A 19,887-nucleotide genomic window follows, 5' to 3' on the forward strand; every position below is an offset into this window, starting at 1 on the left:
GCCTGCGCTGCCGGTCGGAGTTATTTCCCTGTAATTTCAGGGTTTTCAGATATCGTCAGGCGTAGATGTAACCGCCTGACACGATGATGTTCTCACCGGTCATGTAGGTGTTCCTCGGCCCTCCGGCCATCAGCACCCATTCGGCCATTTCTTCGGGCTCACCGCCACGACCAAGGGGACTTGCCTTGGCCAATTCCCCCAAAAAGCCCAACTCACGCGCCCTTTCGGTGGCCATGCCCGCAGGCGCGACCGAGTTGACCAGGATGCCATCGGGGGCCACGGCATGCGCCATGCTTTTCGTGAGGCTGACGACAGCGGCCTTGGTCGCGGCATAATGCGCGTTTTGCGGATGCGCCTTGAAGGCATCTACCGAGGTGATGTTGACAATGCGCCCGCGCACCCGGTCCTTCACCTCCTGGGCCTGCATATGCCCGATGGCGGCCACCATCATGTGGTAGGTGCCCTTCACGTTGATCGCATTTGACGCGTCCCAATCGGCGTCGGTGATCTCGAGGATCGGTTTGCGGGGATAGATCGCGGCAGAGTTGATCAGGGTGTCGACACGGCCGAGTTCGGCTGCGACGCGGGAAAAGGCCTCATGTGCGGCGGGTGCTGTGCGAATGTCGCAGGCGGCGAAACTGGCCGGGATTCCGGCAGAACGGGCCGGGGCAAGTGCTGCCTCCGCGGCTTTGCCATTCAGGTCGATGATGCCAAGACCAGCGGCACCTTCCGCCACGGCCATGCGGACCAGCAGCGCGCCAAGACCAGCGCCCCCGCCGACGATCACAACACAAAGGCCTCTCATTTCTTTTCCTTTTCGGATTGCACTTGCGGGGCGACAGGCGAGCGGGTTGGCAGAATGTCGAACCGCGCCACATCCACATGCGGCGGCAAATTCAGCACCGCCAACACCATCGCCGCCACGTCCTCGGGTTGGACGGCGGTTTGGCCGGCATACATCGCGGCCCGGGCCTCGGGCGACAGCACGTCCTTGTAAAGCGGGCTTTCCACCCGGCCGGCGACAATCTCGGTCACCCGCACGCCCGAGGGCGACAGGTCCAGGCGCAGGCTTTGGGCAAAACCACCCAGTGCGGCCTTGGTCGCGGCATAGACCGCCATATTCGGGTAGGGCGTGTGCGCGGCGATCGAGCCGGTGAAGAAGATGTGCCCCCTGCCCCGCGCCCGCATCCCCGGTGCGACGGCATGCGTCACCAGCAGGGCCTGTGTCAGGTTGGTTGCAATCGACCGATGGATGTCCGCCTCGGCCATGTCGCAGAAATTGCCCGGAGGGGCGACCATTCCCGCGTTGTTGACAAGCACATCGGGCGCATGATCAGCGAGAACCGCAGCCAGGCTTTCCGTCAGGCCAGCCGTCTGACCGAGATCCAGCGCAACCGGAATAAGGCCAAGATCCGCGAGGCGGTCAAGCGCCGCTTTGTCGCGGCCGATCGCCATCACCCGATATCCGGCGGAATGCAGGGCAAGGGCAAGGGCCAGCCCGATCCCACTTGTTGCCCCTGTCACCAATGCCCGTGCCATCTTCGCTCCATCCGTTTTACAAAAGCTGCACCATAAAGGCGCCGGCCCAAATCAAGAAATTCATCGGAATGACAAGAATTACTTGCCACGTCCGAACTCCACCTGGTCGGTCAGCATCCGAAATTCCTTGTCGTCATTCGCAAGCCAATTCTCCGTCTCGATCCAACGGCAGAAGGTCGCAATTGTCTTCACGCGGCGATGCGCCTTCGGGACGACAAGGTAAAAGCCCGGCACCTGGACCTCCGACATCTTGTGCATCACATCCTGGCCAAAGGGCGCGACGAGTTTGCCGAGTTTCAGGTCTTCGGCGGCGTCGATCGTCGAGATGAGCCCGATCCCGAGACCGGCGAGTGTCGCGCGCCGCATTGTGGCGGCATCCTGAAGCTGGATGTCATTCTTGTTGGAGCGATGGCTGACCCCAAGGTGGCGCAGCACGTTCGGCCAGAGCTCGGCCGACAGAACCGGATGCAGGAGCGGCATGGCAAGCAGGTCTTGCGGCCCGGACAGGCGACGCGCGATGTCGGGCGTACAGCAGATCACCTTGTAGTCATGCAAAAGCCGCGTGGCCTCATGCCCCTTCCAGGTGCCGAAACCCCACTGGATCGCGACATCCACGTCATCGGCCACGAAGTCAGGCAGATCGACCATCGTCGTCAGCCGCAGATCGGCATCCGGGGCAATGGCGCGGAAGCGGTTGATCCGGTCCAGAAGGTAGCGCGTGGCGAAGTAGGGGCTGGCATTGACGTTGATCCGGTTGCGCGTGTCGGATTTTGCCACCCGCCGGACGCCCTCCGACAGCTCGTCAAACCCCGCCTGCACGAAATGGGCGAGCAGGATCGCCTTTTCATTCGGCTCGATGGCACGTCCCTTGCGTTCGAACAGCTCCGCCCCCAGTGTATCTTCCAGAAGCTTGATCTGCTGGCTGACGGCCTGCGGGCTAACGCTCAGCTCATCGGCCGCACTGCGGAAAGACCGGTGCCGCACAACGATGTGGAACACGCGCAGCGCGTTCAGGGGCGGCAGCCGGCCGTGTGGGTTGTTCATGCCAAGCGTTCCATCTGCGACTCCGGTCAGATTACAGCCTTCTCAAGGAACGGTCTGCCTTCGGCAATGCGCTCATAGCCGACTTCGGTCAAATCGAGCGTCCGGAACCCGCCGTAGATGATGAGTTCCGACACCCCGCGCCCGGCGGCGGGGCCCTGTTGCAGCCCGTGGCCGGAAAAGCCGTTGGCAAAGACGAAATTTGCGACTTCAGGGTGCCGTCCCACGATCAGATTGTGGTCGAGCGTGTTGAAATCATAATGCCCGGCCCATTGGTTCACCACCTTGATCGCCTCGAATCCCGGCGAACGTTCGGCGAGGGCGGGCCAGATGATGTCTTCGAATTCCTCATAGCGCGGCTCGAAATCGTCCCAGTCCGCGGCAGGGTCCTCGACAGGCGACGCGCCCGTCAGGAAGAACCGCCCCTCGGGGCGGCAGAAAACCCCGGTTGGGTCGATCATCAGGGGCAGCCTTCCCTGATTGACCGTCGCGCTGCCCTCTGGGGTCTGGGCGCAATCGAAGACGAACAATGTGCGCTTGCGCGGCTCCACCGGCACGTCCAGACCGGCCATCCGGGCGGTCAAGGCCGCGCGCGGCCCGGACGCGTTGACCACGGTCCCTGCGCGTACCACGGCGCCGGATTTCAGCGTGACCGAGGTGACCAGCGCCCCGTCGCGGCCGATGGCCACGACGTCATCCGTTACATACTCGGCCCCCTGCGCGCGGGCCTTGGCCTTGAAGCCGTTCATCAAACCGGTGTTGGAGAACCACCCTTCGCCGGAACGGCCATAGGAGGCGAGCCGGATGTCATCAACCCGCAGATGCGGGAAGGCGCGCGCCAGATCCTCCTGACCCCACAGCACCACATCGGCCCCGCAGGCCCGCTGGACCGCGTGGTTCTCGCGCAGGGTCTGTTCCTGTTCCGGGGTGTTCGCCAGAAACAGATAGCCGCCCTGATGGAAGTTGAGGTCGGGCCTCGCTTCGCCAGCCACCTGCATGGCGTCGCCGAAGCCCTTGATGAAGGCGCTGCCATACTGGCTGATCTTCACATTGATCGGGTTCGAAAACTGCGTCCGGATCGACGAAGACGACAGCGAGGTGGCGGCCTTGGCATAGGTCGGGTCCCGTTCCACGACCAGGACCGAGCCTTTGAAATCCGGGTTCGCCGTCAGGAAATACGCCACGGCCGAGCCGATAACGGCTCCGCCCACGATCACGACATCATAGCTTTGCTTCATTTCGGGGTCTCATCATCGGGGTGGCCAAGATCGACGAACCATCCGCCCAGATGCCGCACCGCAGCGGCATGCGGATCGGAGGGCGCCAGCCGTGCCTCAACCGCGGCGCGGAACTCTTCGGTACTGTCTTGCGGAACGTAGCCGATATGCGCGGCCAGACGGTTGTCCACCATGCGGTGTCGGTTGGCAGAGGTGCCAAACACGATGGAGAAGGCCGCGCGGGGGGCGGTCAGGCTGGCCTCGACCAGACGGATGCAATCGTCGAAGGTCAGCATCGACCACAACATCCGGCGGTCGGTGAATTCGGGGAAACTGGAGAAGATGCGCAAGGCAACCGTCTCGATCCCGAACTTGTCCCAGTAAAGGCGGCCAAGGTCCTCGACAAAACATTTCGACAGGCCGTAAAGCCCGTCGGGCCGGTGCGGGGCACTCGCGTCGATCTGGTCTTCGACCTGGTGGTAGCCGATCGCGTGCACCGAACTGGAATAGACCACGCGGCCAACCCCGTTCTTCCGCGCGCCTTCGTAGATGTGATAGCTGCCGCGGATATTGCCGTTCAGGATGCTGTCCCAGGACCGCTCCAGCGGCACCCCGCCGAAATGAACGATGGCATCGACCCCTTCGGTGGCGCGCAGCGTGGCATCCATATCGGCCAGGTCAAATTGCAAGGCCTCCTCGTTGGGCCGAACGTCCTTGATCTCCGCCATGTCTGCCACACGCAGATGCGTGCAGAGCGGCGCGAGGCCACGGCGCAGATGCGTGCCAAGCCGCCCGGCAGCGCCCGTCAGCAGGATACGGTTGAAGCGCGGTTGAGACATCATGCGGCCTTTGCGGGTGAGAGGGCCGCCACGGCGCGGCCAATGCGGGCCATCGCCTCGGTCAGGGTGGCATCGGAGGTGGCGGTCGAGATGCGGAAGAAGGGCGACAGACCGTAAGCGGCACCGGGAACAGCGCCCACATGCCCCTCGTTCAGAAGATAGGCGACCACTGCCGAGTCATCGGTCAGTACCTCGCCCTTCGGGGTGGAGCGCCCGATCAGGTCCGCGCAGCCGATATAGGCGTAAAAGGCCCCTTCAGGTGGCGACAGAGTCAGGCCGGGAATCGTCGCGACAGCGGCCACCACAAGATTCCGGCGGCGTTCGAAGGCGTCGCGGAATGTGCCGATGCAATCCTGCGGTCCGGTGAGTGCTGCCAGTGCCGCGGCCTGCATCGGGGCGGCAACCGAGGTCACCGACTGGCTTTGTACCGTGTTCATCGCCTTCAGCAGGGGCGCGGGCCCCGCCGCATAGCCAACCCGCCATCCCGTCATCGCATAGGCCTTGGCGACCCCGTTCACGATCAGCGTCCGGTCGCGCAACTCCGGGCAGGCCGAACCGAAACTGACGAATGCGCGGCCGTCAAACAGGATGTGCTCATAGATCTCGTCCGACAGGATCAGGACCTGAGGGTGCCGCATCAGCACCGCGCCCAAGGCCCGCAATTCGGAATCCGAATAGACAGCGCCCGAGGGGTTGCCGGGCATGTTCAGGAACAACCATTTGGTGCGGGCCGTGATCGCCGCTTCCAGAACTGCGGGCGTGAGGCGAAAGCCTCTGTCTGCGCCGCAGACCGGCGTGACCGGCACACCGCCCAAAAGCTTCACCATTTCCGGATAGCTGACGAAATAGGGCGCGGGAAGGATCGCTTCATCCCCGTCATTCAGCGTTGCCATCAGCGCGTTGAAAATGATCTGCTTGGCACCGTTGGCCACGACGACCTCATCCGGGCCAAAGTCGAGGCCGTTCTCGCGGCGGAACTTTTCTGCCACCGCCTTGCGCAGGGCCAGCGTCCCCGCCGCCGGGGTATAAAGCGTCTCGCCTGCAAGGGCCGCCCTGTGCGCCGCCTCGGCCACATGGGCGGGGGTCGGGAAATCCGGCTCGCCCAAGCCGAGGTCGATCACATCGACGCCGGTTGCGCGCAGCGCCTTGGCCGCCATCGAGGCTGCCATCGAGGCCGAGGGTTTGACCGCCGCCAGGCGGGTTGCGACATAGCTCATTTCGCCGTCTCCGTGACATATCCCTTGGCCAGATCATTCGCACGTTCCGCCGGATCGCGCAGGCCCGGGTCACCCAACCCGCCGCCGCCCGGCAGATGCAGCACCAGCCGCCGCCCGGCGGGCACATGCTGCCAGCCTTTCGGCTTCAGCACCGTGCCGTCGTCCAGCGCGGCCTTGCCGGCGGCGCCGGCTTCGCCACCGTCGCGGCCCTTTGCGGCGTGATGGATCCGGTCGAACATGGCCGAGAAATCAAACTCGTGCCCCGGCAGCGGCTCGATCTCGATCACCTGCCCAAGTCCTCCGCGATATTGCCCGTCGCCGCCGGAGTCGGGCCGCAGTTCCTTGCGCCAGACAACCACGGGGCCAGTCTGTTCGGTTGCCTCGATCGGCATGGTCATCACGCCCGAGGGGAACGCGGTGGCCGAAAGCCCGTCGAGCCCGGGGCGCGCGCCCATGCCACCCGAATTGAACATCAGAATCTCTGCCCTGCGCCCCGACCCGCCGGCCACGGGACGCACCGACATGTGGATATTCCAAAGGGCTGCGGCGCCCTCGGCCAGGACCTGCCCCGGCAGCGCTTTTGCAAGCGCGCCCAGAACCAGATCGGGGACCAGATGGCCGATGACATGGCGCACCGATACTGGCGCCGGGCGTTCTGCGTTCAGGATGTTGGTGGGCGAAGAAATGGTGAAGGCTTCAAGCGATGCCCAGTTGTTCGGGATATCCGGGGCGATCACACATTTCAGCGCATAGCAGGCATAGGCTTTGGTGTAGATGATCGGCACGTTGATGCCGTGCCGGCTCATCCCGTCGGTGCCGGCGAAATCGACATTCACCGACCCTGTGCCAATCTCGACCGCGCAGGCCAGCTTGACCGTGCGGTCATAGCCATCGGTCGACAGATCATTGGTCCAGACCCCTTTTGGCAAGGCATCGATCCGGTCCAGCGTGGCGGCACGCGTGCGCGAGAAAATGAAATCGCCAAGCGTGTCCAGATTGGCCAGCCCGATTTCATCCATCATGGCGATCAGCCGCTGGTGGCCGACATCGTTGCAGGCGGCCAGCGAATAGAAATCGCCCACCACCTGGTTCGCCTCCCGCACATTGGCGCGCAGGATGCGGATCAGGTCCGCATTCACGCGGCCGCGTTCTGCAAATTTCATGATCGGGATCTGGATGCCTTCCTCGTAGACCGACTTGCCGTCCGCCCCGAAGCCGCGCCCGCCGACATCCACCACATGCGCGGTGCAGGCGAAAAAGCCGACCAGTTCGTCGCCCTTGAAGCTGGGCGACACCATGGTGATGTCATGCAGGTGGCCCGTGCCCTTCCACGGGTCATTGGTCACATAGGTATCACCGGGGAACATGTTCTCACGGCCGATTTCCGCGATGAAATGCAGGACGGCCTCGGCCATGGTGTTGACATGACCGGGTGTGCCGGTCACCGCCTGCGCCAGCATCCGGCCCTGGGGATCGAAGACACCCGCCGAAAGGTCACCCGCCTCGCGCACGCTGGTCGAGAAGGCGGTGCGCAGCAGCGTCATCGCCTGTTCTTCGACGACCGAGATCAGCCGGTTCCACATGACCTGCATGCGGATTTCGAAAGTTGCATCCGTCATGCCTTTACTCCTTTGCGGACCAGAAGAAGACTTCCGTCGTCTTGCATCACCACATCGAAGGGTGAGGTGACGACCGTCGAGGTTTCGCGTTCCACCACCACCGCCGGGCCGGAGAGCCGCGCGCCCGGGGCCAGGCTGGAGCGTTCCACAATGGCGGTCGGATGGGCTTTACCCCCAGCCGGGTCAAACACCGGGCGAAGGACAGACGCGGTGGCCACCGTCCGGCCCAGGGTCAGCGCGTGGCGGACCGGCGCCGGGCGGCTGTCCTGCGCCTTGACCGAGAAGGTCACGATCTCGATCTCCAGCCCATCCAGACCGTCGATGGCACGGCCGAAGAAGCGGGCGTAGCTGGTCTGGAAACTCTGGCGCAGTATCTCGATATCGGCCGCTGTAAAGGGCCTGTCAGGCAGCGCCACCGGAATTTCCCAGCCCTGCCCGACATAGCGCATAAAGGCGGTGATTTCCCGCCTGATCGCCCCATCGGTGCCGGCGCGCACGAAACGCTCGGCGGTGGCTTTCAGACCCTCCAGCAAGACATTGACGTCGGATGGCACAAAGCCCGACAGCCGCGTGATCTTCGAGGCGAGCGCCTCATAGCCGAAGGGGGCCTTGAGAAAACCGATGGCCGAGCCCACGCCGGCGCCCGCCGGGATCAGGCACTGGTCGATGCCCAGCTTTTCGCAAAGCCGGGCGGCATGAAGCGGGGCGGCACCGCCGAAGGCCACCATGATGTTGTCGGAGATGTTCTTGCCGTTTTCGACCGCATGCACGCGGGCGGCGTTGGCCATGTTTTCATCCACCACCTCGCAGATGCCGAAAGCGGCGGGGGTGGCGGAAAGGTTGAGCCTGTCGCCCACATCGCGCAGGATCGCGGCCTCGGCAGCTGCGGTAGACAGCTGGATCGCGCCGCCGGCGAAATTGGCCGGGTCGATCTTGCCCAGCACCAGATCGGCATCTGTAATGGCCGGGCGCAGCCCCCCGCGCTGGTAGCAGGCAGGACCGGGTTCCGAGGCCGCGGATTCCGGCCCCGTCTGGATGCGTCCCATCGCATCGACCCAGGCGATCGAGCCGCCCCCTGCCCCGATCTCGATCATCTCGATCACCGGAATCGAGATCGGCATGCCCGATCCCTTGGCAAAGCGGGTGCTGCGCGCCACCTCGAAGGTGCGGGCGGTCTTGGGGGCAAAATCCTCGATCAGGCAGATCTTGGCCGTGGTGCCGCCCATGTCAAAGCTGACGACCTTGCTTAGCCCGAACCGCTCTGCCACGTCGGCGGCGAAGATCGCGCCGCCCGCCGGGCCGCTTTCCACCAGCCGCACCGGGAATTCGGCGGCAGTTTCAACGCTGATCAGCCCGCCCCCCGAGTGGATCATGAACACCGGGCAGTTTGCGCCCTTCTCTTTGAGCCGCACCTGCAACCGGCCCAGATAGGCGGCCATCTGCGGGCGCACATAGGCGTTGGCGCATACCGTGTTGAAGCGTTCGAACTCGCGCATCTGCGGCGAGACTTCGGAGGAAATCGAGATCGGCAAGTCCACGCGGGCCGCGATGATGGCCCGCGCACGCTCTTCATGCGCGGGGTTCATGTAGGAGTGGATGAAGCCGATGGCGACAGCCCCAAAGCCGCCTGTGGCGATCCGGTCGGCCAGCGCCTGCAATGCACCCTCGTCCAAGGGCGCCAGTTCCTGCCCCTGCGCGCCGATCCGGCCGGCGACGGTGAAGCGGTCCTCACGCGGAACCAGCGGCGCAGGCAGGCGCATGTTCAGGTCATACTGGTCAAACCGACTTTCGGTCCGCATCTCGATCACGTCGCGAAAACCCTCGGTCGTCACAAGGGCCGTCCGCGCGCCGCGCCTTTCGATCAGGGCATTGGTGGCCAGCGTCGTGCCGTGGATCACGATCTCAAGATCGCCATAACCCAGCCCCGCTTCGGCCAGCACGATGTCAATGCCATCCAGGATGGCCTGCTCGGGGGCGGTGTAATTCGTCAACACCTTGGTGGAATGCATGGCATGCGGTGTTTCAAGCGCGATGTCGGTGAAGGTGCCACCGATATCGGCGCCCAAACGGATCTGCCGACGGATCTGAGCAGTCATTTCTTGTCCTTTGCCGCAAGCGCTGCTTCGCGCATCTGGGAGAGCGTCTGGCGCGGGGTCAGTGCCTCGGGGCTGATGTTCAGGTCCAGAACCGCGCCGGTGCGCGACGCCAAGGCCCGGGCAAAGGCGGCGGGGAAATCCTCGGTCCGCTCCACCCGTTCGGCGTGGTAGCCGTAGGATTTGGCCAGCATCACGAAATCGGGGTTTTTCAACGTGGTGCCGGACACCCGGGCCGGGTAATGGCGTTCCTGATGCGCCCGGATGGTGCCGTAGATACCGTTGTTGAGGATCAGGATGATCGGCTGCGCCTCCACCTGCATGGCGGTGCCCAGCTCCTGGCAATTCATCTGGAAATCGCCATCGCCGGCAAAGCAGACGACCGTCCGGTCCGGGTAGGCGACTTTCGCCGCCACCGCGGCGGGCACACCGTAACCCATGGCTCCCGACTGAGGGGCCAGGAGTCGCGCTTTTGGCCCGAATTTGAAGAACTTGTTCGGCCAGACGGTGAAGTTTCCCGCCCCATTGGTCAGGATCACATCTTCTGGCAGAACGTCGCGCAGATGGGCCGTGGCCAGGCCCATGTCGACCGGCGAGGGCTGCGGCGGCAGATCGAAGCCCGACTCCCACTCGGCCCGCGCCTGCAAACGCCACGCCGCCCAAGGGCCAGACAGCGGAGGCAAAGCGCCGGCAAAGGCATTCGGCCCGGCGTGGATCCCGATCGCCGGCTGATAGATCTTTCCGATTTCGCGGTCGGACCCATGCACATGGATCAGCTTTTGCGCCGGAACCGGCACCGACAGGAGCGTATAGCCATCGGTCGTCATCTCGCCAAAGCGGACATTGATGGCCAGGATCACATCGGCTTCACGGATCAGGCGTTTCACATGGGCAGGCATGCCGACCCCGGCCTCGCCGGCATAGACCGGCGAGTGGTTGTCGAACTGGTCCTGATAGCGGAAGGCGGCGATCACCGGAATGTCGGAGGCTTCGGCGAAGCCTTGCAGGGCCTTGGTCCCGGCCTCGGTCCAGTTGCACCCGCCCATCAGGATCAGCGGACGGGCGGCCTTGCCCATCAGGGCGAGCGCTGCATCCAATGCCGCGGGTTCGGGCGCCGCCTCGGCAATGCGGGCGGCCCCGGTCAGCGGGGCCACCGCGGTCAGGCTGGTCAGCATGTCCTCGGGGAGGGCTATGACCACCGGCCCCGGCCGCCCGGTGGAGGCGGTCGTCCAGGCCCGCGCGAGGATTTCCGGAATGCGGTCCACATCGTCGATCTCGACCGCCCATTTCGCCATGGTGCCAAAGACGGCGCGGTAGTCGATTTCCTGAAACGCCTCGCGGCCCTTCATGTCGGTGCCGACCTGGCCAACGAAGATGATCATCGGGGCACTGTCCTGCATCGCGGTATGGATGCCGATCGAGGCGTTGGTCACCCCCGGCCCGCGTGTGACAAAGCACAGGCCGGGCTGACCCGTCAGCTTGCCATAGGCGGCGGCCATGAAGGCCGCGCCCCCTTCGTTGCGGCACAGCACGAAATCAAGCTTGCCCTGCGTGTCGTGCAGCGCGTCGAGCACCGCCAGATAGCTTTCGCCCGGAACCCCGAACCCCTTGCTTGCCCCAAGTGCCACAAGGCTTTCGACCAAGAGTTGACCGCCGTTACGCATTACGTTCTTCCCAATGCCAATTTCAGGTCATCCTGACCACTTTCGACCCGTGCCGAAATCAAGAATTGCGGGAAATAGACAAGTAATTCTTGTCAATCACCGGCAATGATCACGCCGGGGTTCATGATGCCATCGCCATCGACGGCCCGTTTGATCCGCGCCATCAGACCCCGTTCCACTGGATCGCGCAGGGCATCCGCCAGTGCGATCTTGGCGCGCCCAAGCCCGTGTTCCGCCGCAAAGCTGCCGCCCATGCCATCGGCCAGCCGGGAAAGCGCCATGGCGAAATCAGGGGAGAGTCCGGCAAAATCGGCCTGCCCGCTTGGCGGAGACAGGTTGTAGTGGATGTTTCCGTCCGCCAGATGGCCGAAAGGGTTGATCCGCGTTCCCGGCAACAGCGCCTCGCAGATCCTCGCCCCCTCGGCCAGGAATGTGGCAATGTGCCCGGGCGGGACCGAAATGTCGTGCTTCAATTGCGGGCCTTCCAGCCGCTGCCCTTCGGGCTGCTCTTCGCGCAGACGCCAGAAGGCGGCGCGCTGCGCCTCGGAGGCGGCAAGGGCGCCGTCGGTGACCAGGCCCTCCGCCATGCCCCATTCCAGAACGTCCTGCAGAATGTCATCAAGCGGCACGCGGGCCGAGGTACTGGCCACTTCGACCAGAAGGTACCAGGCCGCCCGGCTTTCCAGCGGATAGACCAGCCCGGGCACATGGTGCAGGGCCAGCGACAGGCCGAGGTCGGGAAAGAACTCCAGACCGGTCAGAAACTCGCCCGCATCGGCCCGCAGGCGGCTGCCAAAAGCCACCAGCGCCCCGGCATCGGGCAGCGCCAGAAGCGCGGTTTGCCGATGGTCCGGCTGCGGCGACAGGCGCAGGACGGCACGCGTGACGACGCCAAGCGTGCCTTCCGCCCCGCAAAAGAGCTTGCGAAGGGCATATCCGGCATTGTCCTTCTGCACCGAACGCAAACCGTTCCAGATGGTGCCGTCAGGCAGCACCACCTCCAGCCCCAGCACAAGATCCGCCATCATGCCGAAGCGGAAGGCGTGGCTGCCGCCGGCATTGGTGCCGATCAAACCGCCGATCTGCGCGCTGCCTTCGGCCCCCAGATGCAGCGGGAACATCAGTCCGGAGCCGTCAAGTGCGGCATGAAGCGATGACAGCACCGCCCCGGCCTGAACCGTGATCGTCCCGCCGGTCACGTCGGGGGGCTCCATCGCCGCCATCCGCGACAGCGACAAGATCACCGCACCCGCCTGCCCGGCCACCGCCGCGCCGCAAAGACCGGTATTGCCACCCTGCGGCACAACGGCCACCTTTGCCGCAAGGCAGGCCGCGATCACGCGCGACACTTCTTCCGTCGAGGCTGGCCTGGCCACGCCCAGCGGCGGTTCGCCATAGCGGTCGAGCCAGTCGCGCGACCAGGGCCGGGCGTCAGCCGAAGTTATCCAGCCTTTCGTGCCAAGGATCCGGCGCAGCGTTGCATCCAGCATCTGGGTCATCCCGCAAAGACATAGGCGGTCTTGACAGAGGTATAGAAATCCATCGCCATCCGTCCCTGTTCGCGCCCGCCCAGACTGGACGCGCCCCGCCCGCCGAAGGGCACATGATAATCCACCCCGGCCGTGGGCAGGTTCACCATCACCATGCCCGCCTTGGACCCCCGGCGGAACGCCGTCGCGTGTTTCAAGGACCGGGTGCAGATACCCGAAGACAGGCCGAAGGGCGTGTCATTGGCAACCGCCAACGCCTCATCGAAGCTCGCGACCTTAATGACGCTGGCACAGGGGCCGAAAATCTCCTCCCGGCTGACCCGCATCTGGTTGGTTGCGCCAAGAAACAGCGCGGGCGCCTGAAAACTGCCGGGCCGGTTCAGTCGCTGGCCGCCGATCACCTCGCATCCTTCGCTCGCGGCAAGGCGGACATAGTCGAGGTTGCCCGCAAGCTGGCCTTCGGAAACGACCGGGCCGATCTGGGTGCCTGCATCCAGCGGGTCGCCGAGGCGCAGCGCGCCCATCGCAACGCTCAGCCGGTCCACGAATTCATCATGGATCGCCGCTTCGACGATCAGCCGCGATGATGCGGTGCAGCGCTGCCCGGTCGAATAGAACGCGCCATTCAGACAGGCGTTCACCGCCAGGTCGAGATCGGCATCCGCCATGACCACCATCGGGTTCTTGCCGCCCATTTCCAGCTGGACCTTCTTCATCCCGGCGGCACAACCCGCCGCGATGCCGCGCCCGACACGCTCTGACCCTGTAAAGGAAATTGCCGCGACATCCGGGTGGTTCACCAGCGCAGCCCCGATTTCCGATCCGCGCCCCATCACCAGGTTGAACACCCCCGCCGGACAGCCCGCTGCCTCCAGAACCTGGGCCAGGATATGGGCGCAGGCCGGCGTCAGATCGGCAGGTTTCATCACCACGGCATTGCCGGCTGCCAGCGCAGGCGCCGCCTTCCACGCCGGTATTGCGATCGGGAAATTCCACGGCGTGATCAGACCCACGACACCGAGGGGTTCGCGCATCACGTCCACCTCGACCCCGTCGCGGATCGAGTTCAGCTTTTCGCCCGGCGCGCGCAGGGCCTCGCCGGCGTAGAAGTGAAACAATTGCGCCGCCCGCAGCGCCTCTCCCTTCGCCTCGACGAGGGTCTTGCCCTCCTCGCGCGCCAGAACGCGCCCAAGTTCGTCATTGCTGGCCAGAAGAAGGTCGCCGGCCCGGCGCAGCACATCCGCGCGCAACTGCGGCGAGCCTGACGCCCAGGCCGGAGCCGCCGCCGTGGCCGCAGCAACCGCCGCCTGAACATCGCCGTCTCCGCCGCGGGCATAGACACCGATCAGATCGTCAGGGTTGGCCGGATTGCGGTTCTCGGCCGTGCCCGTCGCGGGGACCCACTGACCACCGATAAAGTTCTTCAGCATCTCTGACATGTCGCAACTTTCGTCTCGGGGCGGCACGCGCCGGTTTCGCTCGGGGGCCTGATCGGCGCGGATCAGGTCTTTGCTGCAAGCTCGGGGACGGCGGTGAAAAGATCTGCGACCAGACCGTAGTCGGCGATCTGAAAGATCGGCGCCTCTTCGTCCTTGTTGATCGCCACGATGACCTTGCTGTCCTTCATCCCCGCCAGATGTTGGATGGCGCCCGAGATGCCGATGGCGATGTAAAGCTCCGGCGCCACCACTTTGCCCGTCTGACCGACCTGCCAGTCATTCGGGGCAAAGCCGCTGTCTACCGCGGCGCGCGACGCCCCAACGGCGGCCCCAAGCTTGTCGGCCAGGTGCTCGATCAGGGCGAAATTCTCCCGGGATCCGAGGCCGCGCCCACCGGAAACCACCACTTTAGCGCTGGTCAGATCCGGCCGGTCGCTGGCCGCGACCCGGTCTTCGACCCAGGCAGACAAACCGGCATCGACCGGACCCTGCACCGGGTCCACCGGGCTGGGCGAGCCGCGGCCCGCAGCGGCAAAACTCGCGGTGCGGACCGTGAAGACCTTTGTGACGTCGCAGGTTTGAACGGTCTGGATGGCATTGCCCGCATAGATGGGGCGTTCAAAGATATCGGCGGCGATCACCGCCGTGACATCCGACAGGACCATGACATCCAGAAGCGCCGCCACCCGCGGCAGGATGTTCTTGTTGGCGGCCGTCGAGGCCCCGCAGATATGGCTGTAACCAGAGGCCAGAGCGGCGACCAGGGCGGCCACGGGCTCCGCCATTGCGTGCGCATAGGCCGGATTGTCGGCCAGAAGCACCCTGGTGACCCCAAACAGGCCTGCCGCTTCTGTTGCCGCAGTCGCGACCCCGTGCCCGGCGACCAGAACATGCACGTCACCCAGCGCGGCCACGGCCGTCAAAGCCTTTGCCACCTGATCGGCGGCAAGCGCGCCGTCATTCAGATCCGCAATCAACAGAACGGACATCAGATCACCCCGGCTTCTTCTTTGAGTTTGGCGATCAGCTCATCGACGGAGCCGACCTTGATCCCGGCCTTGCGGCCCGCAGGCTCGACCGTCTTGAGGACGGTCAACCGGGGCGAAACCTCCACGCCAAGCTCTGCAGGGGTCCTGGTGGTCAGGGGTTTCGCCTTGGCCTTCATGATATTGGGCAGGGAGGCATAGCGCGGCTCGTTCAGCCGCAAATCGACGGTGAGGACCGCCGGGAGCGCCAGCGCGATCGTCTGCAACCCGCCGTCCACTTCGCGCGTCACGACGGCCTTCCCGTCGGAAATCGACAGCTGCGAAATGAAGGTGCCCTGCGCCCAGCCCAGCAATGCGGCCAGCATCTGGCCGGTCGCATTCATGTCATTGTCGATCGCCTGCTTGCCGCACAGAACCAACCCGGGCGCTTCTTCGCGAACCAGGGCCGCCAGCAACTTGGCGACGGCGAGCGGCTCGAGATCGGCATGAACATCTGTGGCGGCTTCGATCAGGATGGCCCGGTCCGCACCCATGGCCAGGGCTGTCCGCAACGTCTCCTGGCACTGCCTGACGCCGATGGAAACCACGACGATCTCCGTCGCAGTGCCATTCTCTTTCAGCCGAATGGCCGCTTCGACGGCAATCTCGTCGAAGGGGTTCATCGACATCTTCACGTTAGCCAGATCGACACCCGAGCCATCCGCCCTGACACGGACCTTCACGTTGTAGTCGATCACCCGTTTGACAGGCACCAGGACCTTCATGGGATCCGCCCCCCGATTGATTGCTCTTGGCATGACAATACCGGCAGACTTGTCCGCGAGATGCCAAGAAAAGCCGGGAATTGCCAAGTTTTGCTTTACGGTCTCGCTCCAGGCCGCCCTTCTGCACGGGGCGACGGCCCCGCCCCGTGCCATCGCGAACCGGGCCCCCATCGGGGCGAAGTCGGTCTGACCGAGTGCCGGTCTCAACCGGAGTGGCGAGGGGTCCGCCCGTCATCGCCCCATGGCCCGGAATCGGGCCTCAGCAACTGGCAAAGAGCGCCTCACCCCGGGCTGATGTCAAAGATGCAGGGCGCGCCCCAGCCCCTTCATGGCGGCCTCCTGAATGGTCTCGCCGAGCGTGGGATGCGCGTGGATGGTGTCGGCAATATCTGTCAGCGTCGCCGCCATCTCCAGCGCCAGCGAGAACTGCCCCGCCATTTCAGCCACGCCCGCTCCAACGGCCTGTATGCCATGGATCAGGCCAGAGTCGCGGTCATGCACGATCCGCACGAAGCCGTCGTCGCGCTCAAGCGTCATCGACCGGCCGTTGCCCACGAAGGGAAACACCGCCACAGCAGCCTCCGGCCGGACCTTGGGCAAGCTCCCGACGGTCACGATCTCCGGATCGGTGAAGCACACGGCGGGAATAGCCCGCTTGTCCCATGACAGGGCATGACCGGCGATGACTTCTGCCACGAGCGTGCCCTGCGCCATGGCGCGATGCGCCAGCATCGGATCGCCGGTCACATCGCCGATGGCGTAAACCCCCCGCATCGAGGTCTGGCAACGGTCGTCGACCGCGATGAAACGACCCTGCATGGTCAGCCCCAGCCCTTCAAGCCCGAAGTCATCGGTGACGGGCGCCCGCCCGACGGTGACCAGAACCTTGTCCGCCGGAAGCGTGCGGCTGCCCTCGGCGGTCTCGACCGTCACCAAGCCATCGGCAAAGCCGCTGGCCTTCGCATGGGTCAGAACCGTCACCCCCAGGGCCGCGAGCCGCCGCGCCACGGGCTTCGTCAGATCGGCATCATATTGCGGCAGGATCTGCGGTGCGGCCTCGACCACGGTGACCTCTGCCCCCAGCTTGGCCATGGCGGTGCCGATCTCCAGCCCGATATAGCCGCCGCCGACCACGGCGAGGCGCCGGGGCACTTCCGTCAGCGACAGGATCTCGGTCGACGACAGGATGGCGCCGCCAAAGGGAAGCGCGCCGATATTCTGGGGCCGCGACCCGGTGGCGATCACCAGGGCTTCGGTGCGAACCTGCACCGGCCCTTCGGCGGTCTCCACCTCGACCGTCTTGCCGTCGAGAATGCGCCCATGACCATGGATCACCCGGACCCGGGCCTTCTTCATCAGCCCCGCAACCCCGCCGGTCAGGCGTTTGACGATGCCGTCTTTCCAGGCAATCGTCTGTGCCAGATCGATCTGCGGCGCCGCGGTGCGGATCCCAAGGGCATTCCCGCCGGCCAGATGGCGTGCGATGGCGAATTCCTCTGCGGCATGGATCAGCGCCTTGGAGGGAATGCAGCCGACGTTGAGACAGGTGCCGCCGGGGGCCCCGGCCTCCACCACGATGGTATCCAGCCCCATCTGACCCGCCCTTATGGCGGCGACATAACCGCCCGGACCCGCCCCGAGGATCAGGACTTTGCAGCTTTCCCGTTTCACGCTCCGGCCTCCATGAAAATCAGTGCCGGGTTTTCCAGCAGTTTCTTGATCAGCGCGACAAAGGTCGCCGCATCCCAGCCATCGATCACCCGGTGGTCGAAGCTGGCCGAGATGTTCATCATCTTGCGCGGGACAAACTGGCCGCCATCCCACATCGGGCGTATCGCCATCTTGTTGACGCCAAGGATCGCCACCTCGGGGTGGTTGATGATCGGGGTGGTTGCGATGGCGCCAAGCGGGCCGAGTGAGGTGATGGTGATGGTGGACCCGGTCAGCTCTTCACGAGTAGCCTTGTTGACGCGCGCGGCCTCGGCAAGGCGGGCGATCTCGGCGGCCGTCGCGAAGGGGCCGAGCGCTTCGGCATGACGCAGCACCGGAACCACCAGCCCGTTGTCGGTCATGGTGGCAATGCCGATATGCACTGGCGCGTGCCGCCGGATGATGCCGGCGTCATCGTCGAAATGGGCGTTCATCTCGGGGTGATCGACCAGGGCACGGCACAGCGCCGCGGTGATGAAGGGCAACATGGTCAGTTTCGGTTTCGTCCCCCGGTCGGCGTTCATCGCGGCGCGCAGATCCTCCAGCGCGGTGACGTCGATTTCCTCGACCACGGTGATATGCGGTATCCGCGTATTGGCCAGCGACATCCGATCGGCGATCTTGCGGCGCAGGCCGATGACGCGGATCTCTTCGCTGCCCTCGCGGCGGATACTGGCGCTGCGCGGCGCGGGCGCGCCGGTCCCGGCGGCAAAGACCGCATCGAGATCGGCATCGGTGATCCGCCCGGCCGGACCACTGCCGGCCACCTGACGCAGGTCAATGCCGGCCTTGCGCGCCCGGTCCCGCACCGCGGGAGAGGCAAGCGGCGCCTCCCCCTCCGGGCGGGGGGCGCGTGCGGGCTGGCCAGAGACGGCGGCGCGTTGTGGCGCCGCCGCCCGAGGTTCGGCCTTGCCTGTCTCGGCAGGGGATTGCGCCACATCGGGTTCGGGCCGGGCTTCCAGCGGAGCGGCCCCGGTCCGGGGCGGATCGGCGGCCTCGTCTTTGCCCGCACCTTCATGTTCGATGCTGACCAGGACCGCGCCAACGAGGATCGTGCCGCCGATCTCTGCCCCCAGAGAAACCACGGTGCCGGTGTAAAGGCTCGGGATCTCCACCGTCGCCTTGTCGGTCATCACGGCGGCCAGAACGTCATCCTCGCGCACCTGATCGCCCGGCTTCACATGCCATTCCACCAGTTCAACCTCGGCCACACCTTCGCCGACATCCGGAACCTTGATCGTGCTGATACCCATGTCAGTCCTCCATGACCTTGTGAAGCGCCCGCGCGATCCGGTCGGGGCCGGGGAAGTAATCCCATTCCTGGGCATGGGGATAGGGCGCGTCCCAGCCCGCAACACGCAGAAGCGGTGCGCGCAGGTGCCAGAAACAAGCCTCCTGCACTTCCGCGACCAGTTCGGCGCCAAAACCGCTGGTCCGCGTCGCTTCATGCACGACGACACAGCGCCCGGTCTTTGCAACCGATGTGCGGATCGTCTCCAGATCCAGCGGCAACAGCGTGCGCAGATCCACAATCTCGGCATCGATACCCGAAGCCTGCACGGCGGCTTCGGCGACATAGACCATCGTGCCATAGGCCACCACGGTCACCGCAGCCCCGGCGCGGCGTATCTCGGCCTTGCCGAGTGGCAGCGTGTAATGCCCCTCGGGCACCTCGCCCGCCGGATGCGACGACCAGGGCACGGATTTGCCGGCATGGTCCCCGTAGAACGGGCCGTTGTAGAGGCGTTTGGGTTCGAGAAAAATCACCGGATCCGGGTCTTCGATCGCGGCGATCAACAGGCCCTTGGCGTCGTAAGGCGTCGAAGGGATCACCACTTTCAGGCCCGCAACATGGGTGAACAGGGCTTCGGGACTTTGGCTGTGGGTCTGTCCGCCGAAGATTCCGCCGCCGGTGGGCATCCGCACCACCATCGGGCAACTGAACTGCCCGTTGGAGCGGTGGCGCAGGCGTGCCGCCTCCTGGGTGATCTGGTCATAGGCGGGATAGACGTAGTCGGCGAACTGGATCTCCACACAGGGGCGCATCCCCTGCGCCGCCATGCCAACCGCCAGCCCCACGATCGCGCTTTCGTTGATCGGCGTATCAAAGACCCGCTCTTCGCCGAATTTGGCCTGAAGGCCTGCCGTGCAGCGGAAGACGCCGCCAAAATAGCCGATGTCCTCGCCGAAGACGACGACGGCGGGGTCCTGCGCCAGCTTGACATCCATCGCGCTGCGCAGCGCTTCGATCATTGTCATCCGCGCCATT

At 65.1% G+C, this 19,887-nt stretch carries 16 protein-coding genes; all 16 read right to left on the reverse strand.

From position 1 onward, the window contains the following. Window positions 1-55: 55 nt before the first annotated feature. Window positions 56-805 carry an SDR family NAD(P)-dependent oxidoreductase gene (locus AC1DZT_RS11945; RefSeq protein ID WP_478006859.1) on the reverse strand — a complete coding sequence of 250 codons (750 nt, stop codon included), beginning with the start codon at window positions 803-805 and terminating at the stop codon, window positions 56-58. Then, window positions 802-1,539 carry an SDR family oxidoreductase gene (locus AC1DZT_RS11950; protein ID WP_478006860.1) on the reverse strand — a complete coding sequence of 246 codons (738 nt, stop codon included), beginning with the start codon at window positions 1,537-1,539 and terminating at the stop codon, window positions 802-804. The genes AC1DZT_RS11945 and AC1DZT_RS11950 overlap by 4 nt, the downstream gene beginning before the upstream one ends. A 78-nt stretch (window positions 1,540-1,617) precedes the next feature. Beyond that, the gene (locus AC1DZT_RS11955) at window positions 1,618-2,583 is read right to left on the reverse strand and encodes a LysR substrate-binding domain-containing protein (protein ID WP_478006861.1); all 966 of its coding nucleotides are present in this window, start codon (window positions 2,581-2,583) and stop codon (window positions 1,618-1,620) included. Window positions 2,584-2,609: 26 nt separating this feature from the next. Next, window positions 2,610-3,818, reverse strand: a complete 1,209-nt coding sequence (locus tag AC1DZT_RS11960; RefSeq protein WP_478006862.1) for an NAD(P)/FAD-dependent oxidoreductase — start codon at window positions 3,816-3,818, stop codon at window positions 2,610-2,612. Continuing rightward, window positions 3,815-4,636 carry an NAD-dependent epimerase/dehydratase family protein gene (locus tag AC1DZT_RS11965; RefSeq protein WP_478006863.1) on the reverse strand — a complete coding sequence of 274 codons (822 nt, stop codon included), beginning with the start codon at window positions 4,634-4,636 and terminating at the stop codon, window positions 3,815-3,817. Before AC1DZT_RS11965 ends, AC1DZT_RS11960 begins: the two co-directional genes overlap by 4 nt. After that, the gene (locus AC1DZT_RS11970) at window positions 4,636-5,853 is read right to left on the reverse strand and encodes a pyridoxal phosphate-dependent aminotransferase (RefSeq protein WP_478006864.1); all 1,218 of its coding nucleotides are present in this window, start codon (window positions 5,851-5,853) and stop codon (window positions 4,636-4,638) included. Before AC1DZT_RS11970 ends, AC1DZT_RS11965 begins: the two co-directional genes overlap by 1 nt. Continuing rightward, window positions 5,850-7,472 carry a hydantoinase B/oxoprolinase family protein gene (locus AC1DZT_RS11975; protein ID WP_478006865.1) on the reverse strand — a complete coding sequence of 541 codons (1,623 nt, stop codon included), beginning with the start codon at window positions 7,470-7,472 and terminating at the stop codon, window positions 5,850-5,852. Before AC1DZT_RS11975 ends, AC1DZT_RS11970 begins: the two co-directional genes overlap by 4 nt. Next, on the reverse strand, window positions 7,469-9,568 hold the full coding sequence (locus tag AC1DZT_RS11980) for a hydantoinase/oxoprolinase family protein (protein WP_478006866.1): 2,100 nt from the start codon (window positions 9,566-9,568) through the stop codon (window positions 7,469-7,471). The genes AC1DZT_RS11975 and AC1DZT_RS11980 overlap by 4 nt, the downstream gene beginning before the upstream one ends. Further along, window positions 9,565-11,229 carry a thiamine pyrophosphate-dependent enzyme gene (locus tag AC1DZT_RS11985; RefSeq protein ID WP_478006867.1) on the reverse strand — a complete coding sequence of 555 codons (1,665 nt, stop codon included), beginning with the start codon at window positions 11,227-11,229 and terminating at the stop codon, window positions 9,565-9,567. Before AC1DZT_RS11985 ends, AC1DZT_RS11980 begins: the two co-directional genes overlap by 4 nt. Before the next feature lie 92 nt (window positions 11,230-11,321). Next, window positions 11,322-12,719, reverse strand: coding sequence for an FAD-binding oxidoreductase (locus AC1DZT_RS11990; RefSeq protein ID WP_478006868.1), 1,398 nt, complete (start codon window positions 12,717-12,719; stop codon window positions 11,322-11,324). A gap of 5 nt (window positions 12,720-12,724) precedes the next feature. Further along, window positions 12,725-14,158 (reverse strand): aldehyde dehydrogenase family protein, encoded by a 1,434-nt coding sequence (locus AC1DZT_RS11995; RefSeq protein ID WP_478006869.1) that lies wholly within the window; start codon window positions 14,156-14,158, stop codon window positions 12,725-12,727. Window positions 14,159-14,220: 62 nt separating this feature from the next. Next, complete coding sequence (locus AC1DZT_RS12000) at window positions 14,221-15,147, reverse strand: electron transfer flavoprotein subunit alpha/FixB family protein (RefSeq protein WP_478006870.1); 927 nt, start codon at window positions 15,145-15,147, stop codon at window positions 14,221-14,223. Beyond that, the gene (locus AC1DZT_RS12005; RefSeq protein WP_478006871.1) at window positions 15,147-15,908 is read right to left on the reverse strand and encodes an electron transfer flavoprotein subunit beta/FixA family protein; all 762 of its coding nucleotides are present in this window, start codon (window positions 15,906-15,908) and stop codon (window positions 15,147-15,149) included. The genes AC1DZT_RS12000 and AC1DZT_RS12005 overlap by 1 nt, the downstream gene beginning before the upstream one ends. Before the next feature lie 297 nt (window positions 15,909-16,205). Further along, window positions 16,206-17,579: a dihydrolipoyl dehydrogenase gene (lpdA, locus tag AC1DZT_RS12010; RefSeq protein ID WP_478006872.1), complete on the reverse strand. Its 1,374-nt coding sequence runs from the start codon at window positions 17,577-17,579 to the stop codon at window positions 16,206-16,208. Then, the gene (locus tag AC1DZT_RS12015; RefSeq protein WP_478006873.1) at window positions 17,576-18,871 is read right to left on the reverse strand and encodes a dihydrolipoamide acetyltransferase family protein; all 1,296 of its coding nucleotides are present in this window, start codon (window positions 18,869-18,871) and stop codon (window positions 17,576-17,578) included. The genes lpdA and AC1DZT_RS12015 overlap by 4 nt, the downstream gene beginning before the upstream one ends. Before the next feature lies 1 nt (window position 18,872). Beyond that, complete coding sequence (locus AC1DZT_RS12020; protein ID WP_478006874.1) at window positions 18,873-19,886, reverse strand: alpha-ketoacid dehydrogenase subunit beta; 1,014 nt, start codon at window positions 19,884-19,886, stop codon at window positions 18,873-18,875. Window position 19,887 lies beyond the last annotated feature (1 nt).

This window comes from Rhodobacter sp. P1_C2, from assembly GCF_056406375.1.

What these genes read in the sequence shown, in the direction of transcription:
- AC1DZT_RS11945 (WP_478006859.1), bottom strand. Translation starts at nt 805, where the DNA reads ATGAGAGGCCTTTGTGTTGTGATCGTCGGCGGGGGCGCTGGTCTTGGC.
- AC1DZT_RS11950 (WP_478006860.1), bottom strand. Translation starts at nt 1,539, where the DNA reads ATGGCACGGGCATTGGTGACAGGGGCAACAAGTGGGATCGGGCTGGCC.
- AC1DZT_RS11955 (WP_478006861.1), bottom strand. Translation starts at nt 2,583, where the DNA reads ATGAACAACCCACACGGCCGGCTGCCGCCCCTGAACGCGCTGCGCGTG.
- AC1DZT_RS11960 (WP_478006862.1), bottom strand. Translation starts at nt 3,818, where the DNA reads ATGAAGCAAAGCTATGATGTCGTGATCGTGGGCGGAGCCGTTATCGGC.
- AC1DZT_RS11965 (WP_478006863.1), bottom strand. Translation starts at nt 4,636, where the DNA reads ATGTCTCAACCGCGCTTCAACCGTATCCTGCTGACGGGCGCTGCCGGG.
- AC1DZT_RS11970 (WP_478006864.1), bottom strand. Translation starts at nt 5,853, where the DNA reads ATGAGCTATGTCGCAACCCGCCTGGCGGCGGTCAAACCCTCGGCCTCG.
- AC1DZT_RS11975 (WP_478006865.1), bottom strand. Translation starts at nt 7,472, where the DNA reads ATGACGGATGCAACTTTCGAAATCCGCATGCAGGTCATGTGGAACCGG.
- AC1DZT_RS11980 (WP_478006866.1), bottom strand. Translation starts at nt 9,568, where the DNA reads ATGACTGCTCAGATCCGTCGGCAGATCCGTTTGGGCGCCGATATCGGT.
- AC1DZT_RS11985 (WP_478006867.1), bottom strand. Translation starts at nt 11,229, where the DNA reads ATGCGTAACGGCGGTCAACTCTTGGTCGAAAGCCTTGTGGCACTTGGG.
- AC1DZT_RS11990 (WP_478006868.1), bottom strand. Translation starts at nt 12,719, where the DNA reads ATGCTGGATGCAACGCTGCGCCGGATCCTTGGCACGAAAGGCTGGATA.
- AC1DZT_RS11995 (WP_478006869.1), bottom strand. Translation starts at nt 14,158, where the DNA reads ATGTCAGAGATGCTGAAGAACTTTATCGGTGGTCAGTGGGTCCCCGCG.
- AC1DZT_RS12000 (WP_478006870.1), bottom strand. Translation starts at nt 15,147, where the DNA reads ATGTCCGTTCTGTTGATTGCGGATCTGAATGACGGCGCGCTTGCCGCC.
- AC1DZT_RS12005 (WP_478006871.1), bottom strand. Translation starts at nt 15,908, where the DNA reads ATGAAGGTCCTGGTGCCTGTCAAACGGGTGATCGACTACAACGTGAAG.
- AC1DZT_RS12015 (WP_478006873.1), bottom strand. Translation starts at nt 18,871, where the DNA reads ATGGGTATCAGCACGATCAAGGTTCCGGATGTCGGCGAAGGTGTGGCC.
- AC1DZT_RS12020 (WP_478006874.1), bottom strand. Translation starts at nt 19,886, where the DNA reads ATGGCGCGGATGACAATGATCGAAGCGCTGCGCAGCGCGATGGATGTC.